Annotated in this window: 11 protein-coding genes and 1 pseudogene; 10 read left to right on the top strand and 2 right to left on the bottom strand. The window is 49.1% G+C overall.

Annotation, left to right across the window (positions count from 1 at the left end):
• Positions 1–38: 38 nt before the first annotated feature.
• From METMI_RS27860 to METMI_RS0112085, 3 genes and pseudogenes are all read left to right on the top strand, one after another.
• A pseudogene (locus METMI_RS27860) lies at positions 39–416 on the top strand (helix-turn-helix domain-containing protein); the annotation flags it as partial.
• Positions 332–1066 carry an IS630 family transposase gene (locus tag METMI_RS26950; protein WP_232215307.1) on the top strand — a complete coding sequence of 245 codons (735 nt, stop codon included), beginning with the start codon at positions 332–334 and terminating at the stop codon, positions 1064–1066. The pseudogene METMI_RS27860 and the gene METMI_RS26950, both read left to right, overlap by 85 nt.
• Positions 1067–1252: 186 nt before the next feature.
• Positions 1253–3094 (top strand): hypothetical protein, encoded by a 1842-nt coding sequence (locus tag METMI_RS0112085; RefSeq protein ID WP_156829839.1) that lies wholly within the window; start codon positions 1253–1255, stop codon positions 3092–3094.
• Positions 3095–3660: 566 nt separating this feature from the next.
• Here the strand turns inward: METMI_RS0112085 and METMI_RS26210 are convergent.
• Positions 3661–4829 (bottom strand): IS630 family transposase gene (locus tag METMI_RS26210; RefSeq protein WP_198007987.1). Its coding sequence is split into 2 segments (ribosomal slippage): positions 3661–4367 and positions 4367–4829, totalling 1170 coding nucleotides; the frame shifts between segments, so codons are not numbered across the junction.
• A 104-nt stretch (positions 4830–4933) separates the two neighbouring features.
• On the opposite strand from METMI_RS26210, the gene METMI_RS0112100 reads away from it, so the two are divergent.
• The 3 genes from METMI_RS0112100 (at position 4934) to METMI_RS0112110 (ending at position 6639) form a co-directional block, all read left to right on the top strand.
• Positions 4934–5425, top strand: a complete 492-nt coding sequence (locus METMI_RS0112100) for a vWA domain-containing protein (protein WP_232215217.1) — start codon at positions 4934–4936, stop codon at positions 5423–5425.
• Positions 5426–5616: 191 nt separating this feature from the next.
• Positions 5617–5772, top strand: a complete 156-nt coding sequence (locus METMI_RS26955) for a hypothetical protein (RefSeq protein WP_198008003.1) — start codon at positions 5617–5619, stop codon at positions 5770–5772.
• Positions 5773–6102: 330 nt separating this feature from the next.
• A complete protein-coding gene (locus tag METMI_RS0112110) occupies positions 6103–6639 on the top strand; it encodes a BAR domain-containing protein (protein ID WP_019866560.1) in 537 nt (178 codons plus the stop codon).
• Here METMI_RS0112110 and METMI_RS0112115 read toward each other — a convergent pair.
• The gene (locus METMI_RS0112115) at positions 6617–6916 is read right to left on the bottom strand and encodes a hypothetical protein (RefSeq protein WP_019866561.1); all 300 of its coding nucleotides are present in this window, start codon (positions 6914–6916) and stop codon (positions 6617–6619) included. The two genes, METMI_RS0112110 and METMI_RS0112115, sit on opposite strands and share 23 nt — an antisense overlap.
• A gap of 243 nt (positions 6917–7159) precedes the next feature.
• On the opposite strand from METMI_RS0112115, the gene METMI_RS0112120 reads away from it, so the two are divergent.
• The 4 genes from METMI_RS0112120 (at position 7160) to METMI_RS0112140 (ending at position 20376) form a co-directional block, all read left to right on the top strand.
• Complete coding sequence (locus METMI_RS0112120; RefSeq protein ID WP_156829841.1) at positions 7160–7795, top strand: hypothetical protein; 636 nt, start codon at positions 7160–7162, stop codon at positions 7793–7795.
• A gap of 184 nt (positions 7796–7979) precedes the next feature.
• Positions 7980–8480, top strand: coding sequence for a hypothetical protein (locus tag METMI_RS0112125; RefSeq protein WP_019866563.1), 501 nt, complete (start codon positions 7980–7982; stop codon positions 8478–8480).
• 170 nt (positions 8481–8650) lie between these two features.
• Entirely contained in the window at positions 8651–10252 is a 1602-nt protein-coding gene (locus tag METMI_RS27480; RefSeq protein WP_019866564.1) for an ATP-binding protein, read from the top strand.
• 644 nt (positions 10253–10896) lie between these two features.
• The gene (locus METMI_RS0112140; RefSeq protein ID WP_019866566.1) at positions 10897–20376 is read left to right on the top strand and encodes a PKD domain-containing protein; all 9480 of its coding nucleotides are present in this window, start codon (positions 10897–10899) and stop codon (positions 20374–20376) included.
• The last annotated feature ends 115 nt before the right edge of the window (positions 20377–20491 follow it).

Raw genomic sequence — 20491 nt, forward strand, 5'->3', positions numbered from 1 at the left:
TATGGTATAAAATATAAGCTTTTTGAGCCACCGCCCCCATGCCACGTTTAAAATTTGTCCGGCCACTCAGCGACACAGACAAGCAAGAGTTGGATGCGCTTTACAAGACCCACCCAAACTTTAAGGTGCGAAGACGCGCCCACGCCTTGTTGCTGAGCGGCAGCGGGCATACGATAAACCAGCTACAAGCCATTTTCCAGGTTGACCGTGACCCTATCAGCCAGTGGATCAACCGCTTCAACGCGCAAGGTGTCGGCGGGCTTGGGGATTTACCGCGCCCCGGGCGTCCACCGATTTACACGCCCGAAGAAATCGCACTGTTCCGGGCCCAATTGGACGAAGAACCGCGCCAAATCAAGCAGGCCCAAGCCCTTCTGGAGGCCCGGACCCGGAAAAAGTCGGCGACCGGGACGTTAAGGCGCATTTTAAAAAAACCGGTTATTCATGGCGGCGGTGCAGGCGCTCCGTAAAAAGCAGGCGTTGTGCCGAGGGCTTTGCCAAGGCCAAGGACATCCAAACCGTCATGAAACAATGGGCCGATGAAGACAAAATCAGCCTGTTCTATTTTGACGAATCCGGCTTCAGCACCACGTCCTCCGTGCCTTACGCCTGGCAACCCAAAGGCCAGACGTTGGAAATCCCCTGTTTCCATAGCCAGCGCCTCAATGTCCTGGGGTTTGTTTCCCGGGACAGCCGGTCTTTTTTCCACACCGTTGAAGGGAGCGTCAAAACTGAACAGGTGGCCGGGGCCTTCGACCTGTTTGCCGCACACTATGGCGACGGCTACGCCGTCCATAAAAAACCGTGCGTCGTCATTATTGACAACGCTTCCATGCACACCAGCCGCGCCTTTTTGGCACGCCGCGACGACTGGATGGCGCAAGGTGTCGTGTTGCATTATCTGCCGCCCTATAGCCCTGAGCCCGACCTGATCGAAATCGTCTGGCGCAAGATCAAGTATGAATGGCTGCCCCTATCGTGCTATGCCAGTTACGGGACATTGAAACAGGCCGTATTGGACATCCTTTCAAAATTCGGCGATGAATACCGGGTTACTTTTGTGTAATTACTTACTGAACGTTATGGTGCAAAATGGCTGCTAAAAAGTGACGTAGTTTCAAAAATTTCCAGCATCGCCTGTTTATCAGAATTAACGTTAGCCCTTTATTATTACGATAAGCAAATCTACCACGGCTTTATCCATTTCAATAAATCAGAAATTGAAAAGCTATTTCAAAGACAAACCAATACCTTGTGGCTAGAGCAGAAACCAGGAAATCCAATTGCTCATTACATTGTGCCGATGGCATCGACTCATGAGAACGATAATGAAGACTTTTCATCGCGACTCAATAAGCAAACTGTTTACCGTGCTGAAATTCTTAGAAGACTATTTCCTGATGCCGAAAAATTTGGTGGGAAAGGCTATGGGCATCATGTTGCCTTTATGGAGTTACCCTACGACGAAGCAAACAAACCGGGTATTTTAAAATCATCTTTGCCAATAAATCGGTTGGTAAGTATCAATTCGACTTACTCCAACTTATCGGACTATCTGTATCGCCCTGACGATTGGAAAATATATGCAGAAAATATCATATTAAATCGGCAGCAAATTGTTGACGGTTTAACTTGCCTTAATAAAGCGTTAATCGCCTTTTTTAAAAATCGCAAGCCACCGTCAATCATGGGTTGGAAAATAGACGAACGTTATTGGGAAGAGTTGTCGAGAATCAATATGATGTCTTCCATGCTCCCCAAGTTAGCTGTTGATCATTGGGGATATACTAGCGAAGGTACTGAAAATAACTCAGAAAACATACAATCAAATCGCCCAACTCAAATAAATGCCTCTGTGATGTTAGCCGAATATAAAAATTATCAAAAAGCATGGAGTGACTATTTACACAGTATTATCAATTTTATTACACAATCCCATCTTATTTTAACCGTTAATGGTTTTATCGGACATCGACCAAAATCTGAACATGCGCTGGTATATCAAAAAGCTGAAGAACTTGGTCATTCCTGTTCTCCGCAACATATTCATCTAACCGTAGTGAATCTGAATAATGCCAAATGTGAGCTTAAGAGCTTTCAAACGGAATTCAGTAATAGATTTAAAGACTTAGTTAATATATCTGCGTTAATAAAACTCGAAAAACAAGAGGCGGTTAGCCTCGAAAAAGTCTGGCATCTTTGGTATCAATTTGCCCATCATCCCGAGCAATACTGGAAAGAAGCACCTGATGTGCGTGCGGCGGCGATTACCAGAAAGGTACAGGTTGGTTTAATAAACGCTATCAAAAAAGCGCTAGCTAATCCCCAGGATTCTGAATGGCAAGCCAAGCTGCTTAGTGACACCTATTGCTATGAAGAACAACCTGCTTTGTGGATCAATTTGGAATTAAAGGATTTAACTTCATTGGAAAGGGCGTATGCCGAAGTTGTTGATGTACTGATTAATGCAATTCGTCCTCTTGCATATAAAGATTTAAAGTATTTTGTGCTGACTAACTATTGGCAGCATGTTGTTATTATTCCAATGCTACAGGGATTGACTTCAAATCATATTGCTTGGCGAATATTAACCAGTTCATTTGCGGGTGATGAACCTATCCTGTCCGACGAGAAATCTTGGAAAAACATCCCGCAAGCCCTTCCCGAAAACGCTGTAAATCACTTTCAATTTGAACAAATCAAGGTTGATAACTTTGAGAAGACGCAATCTCTTGGTAAAGAGTTAGCTGAGTTGTATGCAGCGACTTCACATTTATCGAATTTTATTGAAATATCGAAAAAATTGAACAGTGTAGGTCTGGATATACTGCAAGATTATTTATCAAAATTTTATAACAGGCTTGCTGAAAATATATCAACTGCTGACTCCATCATAACGGATTTAAAAAATGGAATAAAAAACGATGATGACCCTAGATTAGAAGCATTGAGACAATGCGAAAACGCCATATACCCTTATGGCAAGCCAGATGATGACCAAATAATAGTTAATTTGAACGATTGCAAAGAATGGTCATTACTTATTCATCAAGCGTTGGCTTTTTTACAAATAATGGAATGGGTTGAATTTTAAGAACAAATTATCTTGCTGATATTTTGTATGGCTATGCATTGAAAGCCTGCGTGCGGGGGTGCTCGGTCAGGTGGCGTTAAATCCCTAGGTCGAATTGAGAGAGTCAATATAGACAGGATGCAAACAGTGCCCAGTCCCCGCAAGTTGAGCGTGCTGATGACAGTCACGCTGAAAGTGAAGATGAAACGGTGGGCAACCCAGACTTACCGGATCAGGGAAGGCCAGACAATGACCTCACGCATCCACCTAAGGCCGCATCATCACAACCTCACGGTAATGACTGCGACACCGGCATCACGGAACCCAACCCGATGTTGGACGCGTTATGGAATGCCGGGGATGGCGACATTGACCCTGATATTTTCGACACCGTCAAGTCGGCACTGGCGTTGGCACAGGATAGCGTTTCAGAGGTGATTCTGCCCATCGGCGATGAGCCCACGCTGGATGAACAGGCGGGGTTGGCATTGTTCCGCAAGGTGCAAGGCGAATCGGTGAAAATCCGGGCCGCATTGCAAGGCCTGGTGCAATCGCAAAGCCTGACCCGTCCGCAGCCTAGTACTCAGTCATTTTTTTATTGTCGGGTAAAGTTTTTTCAATTTTACCCGGGCATCTTCACTGGTAAACCGCCATTCCATAGGCTGGGCAATAGCATTTCTTTGTTCTTGCCAAGCTGCGATTTCCATCCTTAATGTTTCTTGGTCCGGAATGCGCCGATCCAGACATTGGCGGGACAAGATGCTCAATTCTATTTCCGCCATATTTAACCAACTGCCATGTTTGGGCGTGTAGTGGATTTCCAATTTATCCAGAATTCTTCGCGCTTCCTCAGGGGCGAACGCCTTATACAGCGATGCTCCCGTGTGGGTGTTCAAATTATCCATAACCAGTGTGATGCGCTCAGCACGAGGGTACCCGACATCAACCAGGTTGCGGATTTGATGCGCCCAATCCACCGCCGTCCGTTGATCCGTTACCACCACATGCCGTTTCCCCTCTAACGGTTCAAAAAATAGGAACAGATTACTCACCCCATTACGTTCATACTCCGTGTCATACTTTTCGACGGTGCCTGGTTTTGCCGGTATCGGCTGACGTGTTTCCTTAATGTGTTGCTTGCTGCTTTCGTCCATACAGATCAAGGGATGCGTTTCATCATACGCGCGTTGATAAACTTCCAGAACATCTTCCATGGCGCAGACAAATTCCGCATTCTCTTTAGCCGGAATACACCATTCTTTATTCTGCCAAGGTTTCAACTCATTTTTTTTAACGTTTGCCGGATAGTTTCGTGGGATACGCTTTCCACATGGCCCAGTTCAACCATGTGCTGCCCAAGCAATCTCAGTGTCCAGCGACTGCGTCTATCAGGGGCATCACCATAGGCTAACGCGAGCAGATGCGCTTCCTTTTCGCCGTCAATGACACGGCTTTTAACCCGGATCGGTTTAGCCCGGTTTAAGGCGGACTCCAAGCCTTCTTGAACCCATCGTTCCCGGACTCGTTCAACGGTGCGTGTGGAAATGCCAAAGGCTTCACTGATTTGACTATCCAGCCACGGGTCGCCCCATTCACTACTATCTGTCTTGAGCAGGATTTCTGCGTGAAGCCTTTTATGGGCAGCCACTTTGCCTTTATGAATCAAACTTTCCAAATCAGTACGTTCTTCTTCTGTCAGTCGTACAATGTATTTTTTCGCCAATTGCCAGTTCCATGGGGTAATGAATAAACTCATCATATGGGGGCTGTAACTCGACATAACAATAATGACTGAGTACTAGCACGCGGGGACGGCTGGATGGCAGGCGCTTGCATCGGGTGTGTTTCGGTGAAACGAAGGTGTTCCAGCGCAGTGCCGTCAAACCCTCGCCGAATACCGCAATCCATCTGTTGCTCGATAAGTCCGACAGCATGGGGTATCAAGTAAACGATACGCGGGGACAGGCGATGGGCACGCGCCTGCCGATGGCGTTGGAAGCGACTCTGGCATTGGCCTTGGCGTTTGAAGGGCTGTCCGGGGTGAATCCCGGCATCACCGCTTTTCCGGGTGACCAGGATGGCTCGGTTTACCGCTTGCTGGATCACGGCCAACGCATCCGGCAGCGGGCAGGGGCCTTTTCGCTGCTGGCCAATGGCGGCACGCCGATGACCGAAGCCATCTGGTTCGGTGCCGCCGCGCTGCTGCGTTGCCGGGAACCGCGCAAGGTGCTGATGGTGATGACCGATGGCCAACCGGACGATATGGTCAGCACGCTGGCGCTGCGAGACAGGAGTCGAGTAGTCCCCAGAAGCGATAGGGCTGGGCGTTTTCACGAAGCGCTTTTTGTGTAGTGAAAATGCAAAGCATCCCGAAATCGCGTCGAGTCATTGGGATGATGTGAGCCACCCCCCGTTGGGTGGCGAACGAGAGACTCAGGACGGCTGGGGCGCCGCAGGCATTAGCGGTCGCGTGATTTTTGCCGCTTGCTTGGGTTGGGAGACCCAAAACAAGCTTTCGCAAAAATAGCGACTCCCCGCCCATTTTGCAGCGTTGCCGTGACAGCGGCATCGAAACCGTGGGTATCGGTTTGGGGATAGAGGTCAGCCATCTGTTTCCCATCGCCATCACTATTAACGGGCTTCAGGAACTGAGGACGCAATTGTTCGAACTCTCGAAATCGGTGTTGTTGGCAGCCTAACGCCCTGCAGTTATCAATAGCCCAATCCCTGGCCTCAAGCCAGGTGGTTGTGGCTATTGATGACTGATCTTTCAAGGGGTTTTTCCCCTGGCTTTGTATAAGCCGAGGCCAAGGGAAAAACAAACATTTCATGCGTTCTTTCGGGAATGCAGGATCCGGTTTCAGCCGGCGTTCCGTCTTTAGGCGGCGTGCATCAGCAACGATGCGCGGGTCGGGTGCGTCAAGCCCGTCAATTCAACGTGCCTTTGGCACTTATTCAATCCCACTTCGGGCGATCAAGACCCGTTGGAGGGATTGTTCATTCGAAGTTGCACAATTAGGAGACTTTCAATGAACTTTATCTTTGGCATGATCGTATTGGCGTTGACCATCATCGCCGTCCGGGTGATCTGGACAACCCTGTGGCAAACCCTCACTTTTTTGAAATCGGCTATCCGCCGGATCCAATTGAAAATGGCGCAGCGGAACCTGAAGTCCATTTCACCGGTGACGATGCCTTGCCTGCCAGCCCAGGCTGACTGGGACATCATGGCGGAGAGCGTCCGCTATGAAATCCAGCGGCGCAACACGGGGCTAGACCGGGAAGCCAACCGGCTGGATGCCCAGTTGCAGGCGAAATTGAAAACCCTGGAGCTAATCAAGGCCGACATTCAAATCGCCAAACTGGAGCAGGAATTGCAAAAAGTCAGGCCGGCTGTGCTGGTGCAGGTGCCTGAAGCTAAAAAGCGCAAGCGCACGAAAGCATCAGAACCAGTGGTGTCAGGGGAAAATGTCTCCACTGTGCCGCATCAGGTCCACCAGTTACGGGCGGCCTTGAAGGGCGGTGCTGTAAAGGTGGATAACGCTAATGGGATTGTCCGCCATTAAAAACCGAAAGTGTTGTCCCAGAAGGGGTCATCACGGTTCGGACGGGGTTCAGGGCGGTTTGCCGTTTATTTGCCGTGGATATCCGGTCAATAGGTGACAGCGTGGCGAACTCTTGTTGGGTTTCGCGCCGCAGTTGGCGGATTTTACTCAAGAGCGGCCAGGCCTTTTCAGGATCATAAATGTCGTTGAGCACCTCGGCTTCCGCCGCATCCAGTTCGGTGAAAATTTTCTGGCATAAGTGGCGGTTGTGGGCGTTTGAGGCGACCGGGATTGCCATCGGTTTTCGTGGTTGGGAGTGTTGCCGAGTCCGGTTTGGACTGAGGCATTGAAAAATGCGGGCAAATCGCTGGAACATGGCGTTCTCTCAATAAAATCAAGGAATTTGGCTACGATATACCGAATTTATTGCAAAAACAAGCGTGCTGGTGAAGGCTTTTTTAGGGCTTTAGCAGCGTTATTTAACCGGCAGGAACCCTTATCCTGCCAGATGGGTGTTGCTGCCTTTTTGGAGGAACAGATCATGACAACATCACCGATTGATGCCAATCAATCAGATTGTGAAACTATGCCCGTGCGGTATTTAAACCATTACCGCTGCCCCACTTGCCAACAGGATTGGCAGGATGAATGGGACTGCGCTTGTAATGACCGTTGCCCGTCCTGCGATAAGGAAATTGTCCCTTATCATAGCGATTTGTTGGGTCTTAACCCGGAAAGCTGTGCCCAATTGGATCAGAGGCCTTTACCTATGGCTGAAGCACAGGCGACCAAGAAAAAGTTTGTCGTCGCCTATGAGATCGATTATGTCCACCGGGTAGTGGTCGGCATAGCAGCGTTGAATGAAACGGAGGCCAAGCAACTTGCCGAACAGGCTTTCAATGACGCCACGATTTGGGACGACACCGAAGCCATGCCGCTATTGTCCGATGATTACCATGAGTCGGGTGATGAAAGCCTGGTCTGGGAATGTGAAGCGGTTGAACACTACCCCGCGCCTGATTATTCGGTGCGGCAACTGCATAAAGAACAGGCCGCCCTTAAGGTTTGCCGGGGGCTGGTTGAGGCTTATCAACAGGGGGAAGCCGCCAGAGGTTCCATCGGAGGGGAAGACCTGGACCAATGGCTTCCCTGGGCGATGAAAGCCGTGGCCAGCTAACCGCTGGTATCTGGAACACGACGATTGTTGGAGGCAATTTTGAGACACCCTTTTGAAACGTCACATCGTCCACCACAATCCGAGTTAGCCCAATCGTCATTGATGGGCACTCACACTTAACCCGACGGGAAAGCCATTCCCTTTGGGGGAGTTCATGGTTTTCCCGCTTCCAAAGGAGATTCCCATGAACCAAACATTTTTTGAACATACCTTTAGCCTTGGACAGGCTATCCGTTACCGCCGTTTGCCATCCGGCACTTGTTATCACGCGGACACCCCGGAAACAGTGGTGGCGATCCTGGAAGCATGCCGCCAGAACCGATGCGAAATCCGGTTGTATTACGGTGACACACAGACCGGGCAATCCTGGCTCGATGAGCACGATATCATCGGTTACATAGGCCGTTCAACCGGAATCGTCAAAGTGCCATTGCTGGTTCCGCCCGGCGATAGCGGCGGCCCGGCGTTGCTGGACCATTGTATTATCCGTATTGATTCACCGACTAAGGTGCTTTACCAGCATGGGCAATTTCATGTCGGCGATATCACCCTGGTTCAGGGCAAACTGAAACAACTGCCTTGGGAGGTGTTAATCAACTGGACTTTACAGGCCCGCTTCCCAGCAAAACGGGAAGCCAAACACTACATCGATTTTCTACAGGGCAAGCGTTTTGCGCTGGAATAAATGGATAGCCATACGGTTACTAAAGCCGCCAATGGTTACTTGCAACCTAAAACATCACTAACCCGACTGACCCTGCCAGTTTAACCCGCCCCAGGGAGATGACCGTCTTCTCCCGTTGGGGGATCCGTCTGTCTTGTTTTCCTTGGGGTCATACCATGAGGAACCAAACCATGAACATGACACAACTTTCTGTCAATCCGGAAAACCTGGTCAAGAACCTACGTTTCAGCTTTACCCAAGCCACCACGGTATTGGGCGAGCTGATGCAAAATGCCCGCCGTGCCGGCGCCACTTCCGTCAGTTTCGATTATGTTGAAGCCATACGGCAACTGACAGTGAAGGATAATGGCGGTGGTATATCGTGCCTTAAAACCTTGTTGACCGTGGCCGAATCCGGCTGGAATGCCGATATTATCGAGCGCGAACACCCGTTTGGGCTCGGCTTTCTGTCGGCGTTGTTTTCCTGTGAGTCCATCAGTGTGGCAAGCAAAGGGGGTTATTTTACGGCACAGACCGAAGACATCCTGTCATTCAAGCCAGTCACGATCAGCCCGGTGACGGATTGGGACGGCATAACGACAATTACCTTACACGGCTTGAAGCCAGTCGCACATCAAATTGAAGAACATTTGCTGTGTTTGGCCAAAGGCTTTCCGATTGGCGTCCTGCTCAATGGCGTAGCCCTGGGTCGCCTGCGGGCAATGGATGCTGGCCTGGCGTTTGTCGATACCGGGATAGGTGCCGTGTACCTTCGTGGCTTGGCGGACGGTGAAAATTGGTTGCAAACCAGCGACTGTTTTCATCTGTACTTACAAGGCTTGCCCGTCTATCACAGTGATCTGGAGCGTCATGCCGGGCATATCGTGCATCTGGATACGCTACGGTTTCGTGCCCGCTTGCCGGATCGGGACAAGCTGATTAACGAGGCGGATGTCGTTGCCGAGGTAAAACTCGCGTTACAAGACGAAGCGCGGCGGAAACTGGAACGGCTGAAACAGCAACTGCTGCCTGCCGATTTTGTCGAAGGTTACGACACGCTCAGGGCTTACCGTTGCCTGGATCTCTTGAACGATGTGCCGCTGTTGCCCAAGCAAGTGCTGGCAACCATTCAAGACTATCCGGTCATGGAAGGCTGTGGTTCATTTAATCTCGGCATCTATGAACAGCCGGTGACTCAGGAGGATGTGCTCACTGGCAAAGTCAGTATCGTTGAATTGGACGATTTTGACAGTGCGGGGGCGGCGCGGTGGATGTTTGCCTGGCAGAAAGAATTGATAATCTACCAGCCCGAATTAGATCGCGGCCATTGGCTGTTTCAACAGCTCGTTGACCTGAATGCACTGCCGGTGCGGATAGATATCATCACCGAAAGCCATCGTGCGGCATTCGAAGGGCAATGGGTCGATGGCGAAGCGGTATTCTGTGAACAATACAGGCTAAGTGTTGGCGAGGCGTCGGTGGTCATTGAAAACGACGCGTTTTACGACGGGAGCCACTGCGTGTTCATCGTGCCGAAAGGGGATGCCTCCGGTTCCGTTATCGGGCAGGCGTCATCTTATCAAGACGAATGGGACAGTTTTAACGAGGCGGTCAAGGAAGCCGATGACTGGGCTTTCCAGAATTTTGTGATTGCCAACACCTCGTCCGATCCGGCGCAAGCCTTGCTGCGCTTATTGCCCTCGTTCAGTGGATGCCCGGCCTTGTTTGCCAAGCGGTTCCAGTTGGAATTGAACGGGCGTGGCCAGGTTGTCGCTGTCGTTGAAATCCGGTAATCGGCAACATTCATCATAAAACGGCAAAGGGCGCACTTATCCATTGGGTAAGTGCGCCCTTTTTTTGTTTGGTAGGTGGTGAAATGACTATTCCTAAGCTCTGTCCTCCCTGATATTATCTGATCGAACCATTCTCAGGCCAGCATAAACCTCGATTTTTTAGCACTGGCTTCAAATATTTTCAATGTCGCTGACCATTGAAATCAAACTGGCTAGGACAAAACGACACCCAAAGCAGTCACTGGAAGTTATGGATTAATGCCATGTTGGTCGGCCGATATCGACCCACAAGAGACATTTGAGCTAGATTTACGAATGGCAGCAGACCCACTGAAATCGGCCATTCGGTCAAATACAGTTTAGGGAGACAGCATTTATTAAAATACCGGTTCAGACTGAATTGTATATCCCACCAGCGTAAGGTAGACGAGCGCTCCAATTTTAGCTCCAGAGCTGTCTTTTCGTTACCACAGAACTGATATGGGTACACTAAACTGGACACCTCAATTCGCTTATCTTCAACCAGCCAAATATTTGTTGCTGAAAGTTTACTTTCCGCGTTAGACTCAAACCATAATAAATACAAAAACTTCAATGTGTTCTGCATCCATTTGGCATGGCAGGCAAAATAAGGGGAATCTGGTATGGGCTGGCAATATTCCACATGTTTCAAAATCATCTGTCGGTTGGTGTTGATCTCGTTTTATTTTCAGAGCGTCAATCCGGTCAGTTATGGCTACCACCCGCAAGGATTTGACTGGCCTATCGGCTTTAGCGAAGCGGCGGCAGAACCCCCAAATTCAGGTGTTTCACCTAATGCAACAGTCAAGTCCGCTACCAAAGCCCCGGTTATAGCCCCTACGCTTGCCCCCGGTGATTACCTCGGCTCCACCCCCGAAGCTAACACCTCCGACCCCTACATCATCCAAAAAGCCACCGCGCTTAACCACGATCCGGCAAAAATCTTCCAGTTCGTCCGCGACCAGATTGGCAACGAAGTCTACAAAGGCTCATTGCGCGGCGCACGCGGCACCTTGTGGAGCAAGGCGGGTAATGCATTGGATAAGGCCAGCTTATTGGTTGCTTTGTTGCGGGTTTCCGGTATCCAAGCCCGATATGCCCAAGGCACATTAGCAGATGCGCTGAGCAAGCAAATCATCAATTCCATGTTCAAAATGCCATTGAACGTGGTGGGTTGTCCTGACGAAAACGCCCCGCGCTCAACACCCGACACTAATGCCGGTTTACTAACGGAAGCACGTGGGCATTTCTGGGTTGAATACAATAATGGCAGCGGTTTTCAGGCGGTTGATCCCAATTTTCCAAGCGCAACAGTAGGCAAAACGTTTACCGCAACGACAACCACATTCGCGGAAATACCGGATAGTTTGCGCCATAAAGTGACAGTACGGTTGAAACGGGAATTATACGGCCAGTTTGCCGGCATACTCGGAAACAACGACGCCCAAGACATGAAAACCGCACTGGAGCGTACTTTTACGACGGTGGAACTGGTCGGTAAGCCGCTCTCTATCGGGCATTTCGTCAATTCCTCTTCGGTGGGCGGCTTCGGTTTAAGTTCAACCACCAACACCTATTCCCCATATTTTCTGCTGGGTCAAGGCGATAGCGACATTAGCGACGACACCATTATCCGTGGCACCGACTATCAGGAACAACTCACCAATTTTCCGCTGGCAAGCACTTACCTATCCGGTGTTTTCCTAGAATTTGAAGTGTTTGATGCTAACGGCAAATCACAGCTTTATGAACGCACCATCGCCGACCGCATTGGTTACGCGGCACGCCAAAATGGCGGCACGAGTACTCCTACAACATTGACTGCTGACCAAACGCTGGTTACCGAAATGGATATTGTTACGGCGAATATTTTGCCGGGTTTGCAAGAGCCGTTGGCATTGAAACCACAACAGGATCGTTTGAAAAAATTGCAGGATCAATACAATGTCATTAAGCCAGTGCTGGATGGCATTCCATCTACGGGAGCGGAAACCGACGCACAGAAACAAGCTCAAAATAAAGCCGTGTCCATAAGCAGGTCTATGGCTTCGGTTACTAATGAAAATATCGGTATGACTTTTTCGTTATCATCCGATGTATCGTTAGGCCAATTAGAAAAAGGCTACATGACGAAAGCCTATTTTGCTTCCCCTCGCATAACCTTAGCTCAATCTAAATTGGACGGAGATAAATTTAGATTTTCGATCGACCTACGGAAAAACGATGTTCGTACCCACGGTTTTCCAGGACAAGTTGAAAATGTCGAATATCCGTTTGAAATGATGCGCGGTTTGATGGAAAGCTCGCTTGAAGGAAAGGTCTTAGCCGCGAACCTAGGTCAATCTATCATTTCAATAGCGGATGTTTTCTCTAACGTTACAGGCGATAACGGTATTGTTTTAATCACGCCGGATAGCAAAGAGCAAATTGCTTTGCTTCAATTGTCTGCAGATGCGAAAGCAAGGATAACCAAGGCAGTCAATTCAGGAAAAATAGTCGCTACACCGACTAATAATGTCACTATCAACGGACAAGAAATTGTTAAGTGGCTTGAAACTGACACCGTAACTGGTCATACAATTAGTGTGTCTGAAGATGGAGGTCATAGTGAGTTTATTGAGTATATTGCAACACTCAATAGTGCAATAAATAAAGTAGCATTCGCTTTTGTTGGAGCAACTCAAGGCTATGCGGTAGCACAGTTCACCTTTATTGGGTCATTGCTTAACGGTATTAACGATATTACGGAGAATACAGAAATCAGCACAATAATCAAGAAAGCCAAGCATGATGTCGGCGTTAGTTTAATTACATCCATCATACAATTTGGTATAGGGAAAGGGATAGATCGAATAACAGATGTAAAATCCTTAAAGAATCTTGGTCTTAAAGCTATAACCTGTGGATTATTTGGTGTGGCACAAGGAGATCTTACTGTCGGCGGCGTGATTCAATGTCTTGTCAAGGAGATAGGAATACCTAGCATTGATGCTCATGATTTAGTTGAGTATTTCGACTTAGGTATGCTGGCTGGTATGGGAGCGGCTCTTGTCTGGATAGATCGAAATTTTCCCGTAGACCCTGTTGTTTTCCCCTATCTCTCTAGCGACCTAGCACCAGTACCTGCATTAATAACACCAAACCCTAAACCAGGGCTATCGCTAAATATCGCCACAGATACGCTGTTTACTTTCCCTGTTCACGGAGGAGCAGAAATCCCCTCTGTTTTCAAAGCGCAAATCCGCAACACTGGCCCGACCCAAGACACCTTTAAACTGGTTTTCAGCAATGTTCCGGCGGGCTTTAAGGCGCAAAGCAGTATTCCCACTGTAACCATTCCGCCAGGTGCCACGGCTGAAGTAGGTGTTTGTGTCAGCCCAACCAATGGTACTACGCCGCCAAAAGGCACACCCGTACCCTTTACGCTAGACGTTTCTAGCACCAGCAAACCCAGTGTGAAGGCTACCGGTAACCAAAGCTTTACAGTGCCGGACATCCATTCGGTTAGCTTCGATTTAGACAAAGCTGCCGTCAGCACCACACCCAACAGCAGTTTTAATACGACGCTGAGCATTGGCTCAACGGGCAACGCCAGTGAACAAATCACCTTAAAAGCCACCATCCCCAGCGGTTTGCATGTCACTGGCTTACCTGCAAGCCTTGCCCTGAACGCTGGCGAAACTAAACAGTTGCCGCTGACGGTGAAGGTTGATACGGGGATTGCCATCGGTCAATCATTCGATGTGGTGTTAACAGGTGACTTGGCAGGAACTTCGCCCGCCATCCAGCAAACCGCCACGCTGCATGTTGATGTGCGCTCGGCTCAGGGTGTTGCTATCGACAATTCTATTGTCCAAGCATCAGTTGGTGGTAACAACCAATTGCCTGGCGTGTTAACGGATTTACGCAATACGCTAGACCAATGGAAAGGCGACCCTAACAACAAGAGTTTGTGTGAACGCGCCCGTCTGGCGTTGGATAATATTTATAAAGTCGCTTCGGGCGATCCGTTGTTGAGCAATTTTGGTAATGACATCACCACACTGCGTAATCTAGTGAAAAGCTGTGATGTCACCACGTTGTACCCGCAAGTACCCAATGTAGTGACGGAACTGGCACAAACCAGTGCGATGGGCGTGGTGGCAGAATTGTCGCCCAATATGGCGGCTACTCCACCCAAGCTTGCCAAGTCGGTCAACCTGACCTTGAAAAATCGCGGCAAGCAGCCTGCTTCGGTTAGTCTTGCTCTAACGGGGTTATCTGCGTCGGTTAAGGCGGCGTTATCTTCCAGTACCGTTACCTTGGCGGCTGGGGAAAGCAAAACTGTACCGATTACCTTAACACCTTCGGCATCAGGCCGTTTCCCGTTTAAGGTTGTGGCGACAGTGGCGGGCTTTAAACCCACCGCCAATGCTTATGGCTTATTGGTAAGTGCCAATGCTTCCGTCAATATTATGTCGGTCAATAGCTCATCACCGTTTATTTTGGCAGGCGGCACAACGCAAATCCAAGCCTCCATCGCCAATACGGCGGGGATACCCATTCAAGCCAAGGCGGTGGTGACCATTAAGGATTCGAAAGGCGTGTTGCGTTACCAAAGCCCGTCGCCAACCTTATTGGACATTTCAGAAGGCGATGCGGGCATTCCGTTTAACCTCGACAATATAACGGCGAAAGACTGGGCTAATGACACTTATACCGTGCAATTGCAGTTGCTGGATCAGAATAACCAGCAAATTACTGGCGGATTAAGAAGCGGGATTTTGAGCGTCGGCACACCGATCAAAGCCAGCGCAACCGCCAGCCCTATCCAAGTGCCACCTGGCAATAGCCTAGTGACCACGGCTATCAATGTCAAACCCGCTTTCTCTGGATTGGGCGGGGCGATTGGCTTGGTGCCGACTCCGGCGGATAAAGACCGGATTAACTGGGCGGCGGCAAGTCGGGGGGCAAAAATACAAGTGACCAATCCTGGGCCGGCAAATGGGGTTCCGTCTTCACTGATTGATGAACTACCCGGCGTAGCAAGCAATGAATGGATCGGCGTATTGTGGGCTAAACCTTCTGGCAGCTATTTGGTAGATTTAGGGCAAGCCCGCAATATTGATACCGTCCAACTTCATGTTTGGGATGGTGATAATCGGTATGCCCGCTTCAAAGTTGAAGGTTCGCTTGATAATAAAACCTTCTTTTTGCTTGCCGACCGTTCTACAGGGGAATATCGCGGTGTGCAAAAAGTCGCTTTTACCGCAAGGGATATTCGTTATATCCGTATCACCGGACTCTTTGACAGCCAAGAATCGTCTTTCTACCTTTATGACGAAATTTTAGCGATTGGTGATGATGCGGCAACGCCAGTCCCTACCCAAACCGTGGATGTCGATGCGGTTATCAATGGCGGGGCTGATTTCACTGTCGGCCAGAAAGTCACGCTGAATGCCGGGATTTATGAGCTTAAACAGACCAGTGGAGCGGTGTCATTATATCCTGCTGACACTGACAACAACGGGCTGACTTGGGGTTCCCAAATTAGGGTGAGCCTACCTGCTGTTAATAAAGATTATCTGACTGGGACTACACTGTATTATCAAACCAAAGCGGAAGCAGAAACGGCAGTTTTAGGACAAACGATAAAGCTCTATCTTCCTGTCCATGCCGATGTGTATCTATGGGTTTCAGATAGTGTCCGTGAAGATAATCGAGGTTCAGAAACAGTCGAGATTCGGCAAATTTCAGGGCCTAACGATCTGTTGCCTGTTCGGATACGCGATGCCATGACCCGAAGCGTGTTATGGGAGCAGGAAGATGTGGCGTGGTGGAATGGCTTTGGGGGTCAACCATGGACGCAACAACAAAACAATGGTTATTACTGTTCGGGTTGCCATGTGCAAACCCAAGCATCCACTGGCTTACAAATTTCCAAGAAAAAATTGCCTGAATTACCGATTGATTTGGATTTACAAGAAAAATTTGTTGATGCTTATGCGGTTTGGCAAAACCCGGATGCAGGTTGGGTATCCCCTTTTCATGGTGGTGGTTACGCGATAACGCAAACCTCTTTGTGGGCTTGGGCGGTTTCCCGTTTTGATGGCGTTCAGTTTGACCGACTTGCAGGAAACTTAACCGCCGCTTTGGATTGGTTGATACAGCAAAATCCTGATGGAGGATGGATAGACGATCACGGTAGTTCGCAACTTTATGGCGATGGCGGAGGTAATGTTATTAGTGCCACCCACACCGCCGGCAATATTCAGGCTCTGTCTAAGGCATTAGGCTATATGGTTGGCAAAAACGTCATCGCTTTGCCAGAAAACCAAGTGTTGGCAACAAACGGACAAGCCTCATTCGATCATGATTTAGGCAATAAAGCCGAGATATACGGTTTCAAGACCATTGATAATATTACTGGGATAAAAGTCACCGTAAATGATGGCTTCCGTGATGACGGGAATTTTCTGATAGAAGAGTTGCAGGCTTTCATTGGCACAACCAAACAAACGCCAAGTAGTGCCAAAGCAAATTTCTCGCAAACAGGTTCTGGCATTGACCAAACGATAGACGGCATTGTCGCCGATACCGCAAACGGTTGGGCCTATGCCCCGCAAAGTGTCAAAACCACCCCTGCGCAAGGTTTGTGGGTGTTTAACACACCAGTAAACTTAGATAACCTGCGTATCACCCAGGCTGACGGTAATCGCCTGAAACAATTCACCATCGAGTACACCACCGATGCGAACCCTACGTTGTCCAGTAAGTTCTTGCCTGTCAGCGAGTTGCAAGTGGGTTACTCAACCGCTGATCGGGTCAGCAATTATAGGGATGCCTTGATTCGTGCCGCAAATACTTTTATAGCGTCTGATTGGCCTTACACAAGGAATATCCGCACTGCCGCGCAAACGATCATCGGACTGAAATCGGCAATGCCGTATTTAAGTACCGATTCCGCCCAAGCGGCGGACATTCGTATTAAAGAGGTGGCTAATTATTTACGTAGCCAGCAACGCAGTGACGGCGGGTGGAAAGATTCTACGGATGGCAGCAATGACTTTTCACAGGCGTTGCCGTCAGCCGAAGCTTTGGAAGCCTTATTGTTGGTGACCAACAATAGCGTCGATCCTGGCGTTATCGCAGGGGCGGAATATCTTTTATTGACCCAATCAGGCCAAGGCTCTTGGGCTCCGCCACCGGGCTTGGCAAGGGCGCTGGCATCAACGACTTGGGTGGAAATCGCTTTGCCCACCATTTTTGAGAATCTGGCATCGGTCACTCTGGGCGTTGACCACAGCATTCCGAGCAACGTATTCCCTGTAACAGGTTCGTTTAACCCCGTACCTAAATCGCAAACTGCAACGGCATCGCACTGGGATTCCCTATTGAACTCGGATGCAAACGGGCAAACCTTCTCGTTCTTGTCAGACATACAAAACATGCGGCCCGGTGAAGTCCGGCAGATCAGCAATGCCACCAAAGTAAGTTTTAACAGTATTGCCGGAAAGGGGGTCGTCAATTTACCGCCCATTGTGGTCAATGCGAAACATATCTTGGCACTGACCCCATTCAAGCAAACGATAGCAGCCGGAAGCACGGCAACGTTTAATTTGACACTTGAAAACCCATTTGCCACCGCCACGGATTTTGCTTTGTCGGTCAATGGCTTGCCGGATGGCCAATATGTATTGCCTAAGGCCCTTACTTTACTCCCAAGTGAAAAGAAAAGCTTTGAGCTGAATGTTTATGCTCCGGTCAATAGTTTGGGGGGAGATGTTGATTTTGCTGTAAACGCTAAGTCAACATCAGGCACAACGGATACGGTTTCCGGCATACTCTCCATCACCGAAGGCAAAAACAACCCGCCGCCTGATGTCAATTTGGGGGACTCCGCCGTCAGCCTGTCGTTGTTGCCTGCTTTAGCCCAAGCAGGGCAAGGAACATCCGCACAATACACGTTACGGGTTTACAACATGGGCGACAAGACCCAAAGCTTCCTATTGTCTTCGACCAGCGAAAGCTCAATTGGAGTCCGTTTAAACACAACCGAAATTGTTGTGCCGCCAGGCATGATTAATTATCGGGATGTGGCCGTTACGGCAATGCCTTCTTTGGGAACGGTCACCGGTAACCATAATATTGGCTTCACAGCCATCCAAAAATCGGACAACGCTATAAAGAATGTGGCGTCCGGCGTTTTGAATGTGCAGAAATTAGGTGTGAGCATTGCTTTCAATCAATCGACAGGAAATGTGGGCAGTATGTTCTCGTTGCGAATCACCAATACGGGGACTGTAGCTGATCTGTTTGACCTATTTTTGGGTGGGCCGGCTTCATTGTCTGCGACGTTAAGCCAAAAAAGCGTCAGTTTGGCAGCAGGGGCATTTGTTGACTTTAAGATCACCTTGGGCAAATTTGACTGGTCGCTACCGGGTAGTGTCACGCTGGTTGGAAAAGCAGTATCCCATACCAATACGGCAGTGAATGCCAGTGATGATGCCACCATCAATGTTGCCGGGCTCAAGTCTATGAGTGCAAGCATGTCCCCTGCAACCCAAACCTTGGCGACACCGGGGACTGCCAATTTTACTGTGCAGGTAAAGAATACCGGGAATATCGAAGATGCCTATTCCGCCTTCATCACTCAAGTTACCGGGTCTGCAACAGCGACATTGACCGGACTGGATGGTAGTCCGGCACAAAGTATCCCCTTATTCCGCTTACCTGGCCTGGCCTCAGGAAATTTAAACCTGTCAACCCGCCTGAATCAGCCTGGTACAGGCATTGTGAAGGTGCGTGTCAGTTCAACGACCAACACGTCGATTTTTAAAGATGTTTTGGCACAAATTAACGTGCCCATCCCGAATAAACCGCCAGTCGCCAATGCCGGAGTGGATAAAAACGTTTTTACACAATCCGATGTAATCCTCGATGGTTCCGCCAGCAGTGATCCTGACGGCGATTTGATCACTTATTTATGGCATTTTGTCTCCGTCCCGGCGGGTAGTGCCATTAATGATACGGCCTTTGACAATAAAAAAGCCGCCAAACCAAAATTTAAACCTGATTTGGCTGGCATCTATCAAGTGAATTTGGTGGTCTCTGACGGTCAATTGGCAAGTAGTCCGGACGTGGTGAAGATTACGGCAGCCAAGCCCAATATTCCTCCCAATGCTTTGGCGGGTGCGGATAAAACGGTTGCTTTAGGCAAGTCGGTAATTTTGGACGGCAGTGCCAGCAATGACCCTGATAAAGGGCCGGCCGCCCTAAGTTTTGCTTGGAGCTTGAAAACAGAGCCCGAACCTGGGCATGGCTTTCTTAAAGATGCCAACAAATCCATTGCCGGCTTCAGTGCAGATGTACCGGGCGCATACACTTTGGCCTTACGGGTATTTGACGGCAAAGATGTTGGCAATGACACCATGAACGTTACGGTAACGTACGACAATGTACCGCCTGTCGCCAATGCCGGAACTGACTTTGATATTCATCTGGGTCAAGCAGCGGCCCTTAACGCCAGCAGCAGCCACGATCCCGATAATGGCCCACAACCGCTGTCCTATAGTTGGAGTTTTGTGTCCATGCCAACCAGCAGCCATCTTTCTAATGCGGCAATTGTTGCTGACCCCAAAGTTCCGTCTAAAGCTTCTTTTATCCCTGAAGTGCAGGGTGACTATATCCTTCAAGTCAAGGTATCAGACGGGAATGATGAAGCAACGGATAACATTTTAGTAAAAGTCTTGCCTGCCTTAGTCCTGGGCAAGCCAAATTTCTTGGCCAGTGTCATTAGCCAAGCAACTGTTACAAAAGGCGTTTACAAGCTAAATGTCCAGTTCACTAATACTGGCCCCGGTACAGCCAAAAACGTTCGCATTACTAATCTGGTATTTAGGACGCTTAGCGGTACGGGTACGGTAAGCCTTAATGCAACACTAACGGCATCTTTGCCGCTGATAACACCGAGCGTCGACATAGGCTCATCATTCACTGTGCCAATAGTTGTTAATGTTGCCTCTGGTGTCCTCCGATTTAGCTTAACGGAATCAGGGAATGTAGCCGATTTGAAAGGTGGAATCTATACATTCTCAGAAGTGCAATCCGTGATTCCAAAATAATTTTAAACCGGAGAACTTGACATGAAGCTGACAAATTTTAGTGCTCTAGTAACTGTAACCTGTTTGCTGGCAAACCATGCTTACGGGACACCGTTTACATTTTCGTTTTCCACAT

Origin of the sequence: Methylovulum miyakonense HT12 (assembly GCF_000384075.1) — a bacterium.
Lineage (GTDB): Bacteria > Pseudomonadota > Gammaproteobacteria > Methylococcales > Methylomonadaceae > Methylovulum > Methylovulum miyakonense.

Excerpts from the sequence above, each read along its gene's own strand:
- METMI_RS0112110 (WP_019866560.1), top strand. The coding sequence starts at position 6,103 with ATGAACTTTATCTTTGGCATGATCGTATTGGCGTTGACCATCATCGCC.
- METMI_RS0112115 (WP_019866561.1), bottom strand. The coding sequence starts at position 6,916 with ATGGCAATCCCGGTCGCCTCAAACGCCCACAACCGCCACTTATGCCAG.
- METMI_RS0112120 (WP_156829841.1), top strand. The coding sequence starts at position 7,160 with ATGACAACATCACCGATTGATGCCAATCAATCAGATTGTGAAACTATG.
- METMI_RS0112125 (WP_019866563.1), top strand. The coding sequence starts at position 7,980 with ATGAACCAAACATTTTTTGAACATACCTTTAGCCTTGGACAGGCTATC.
- METMI_RS27480 (WP_019866564.1), top strand. The coding sequence starts at position 8,651 with ATGAACATGACACAACTTTCTGTCAATCCGGAAAACCTGGTCAAGAAC.
- METMI_RS0112140 (WP_019866566.1), top strand. The coding sequence starts at position 10,897 with ATGGGCTGGCAATATTCCACATGTTTCAAAATCATCTGTCGGTTGGTG.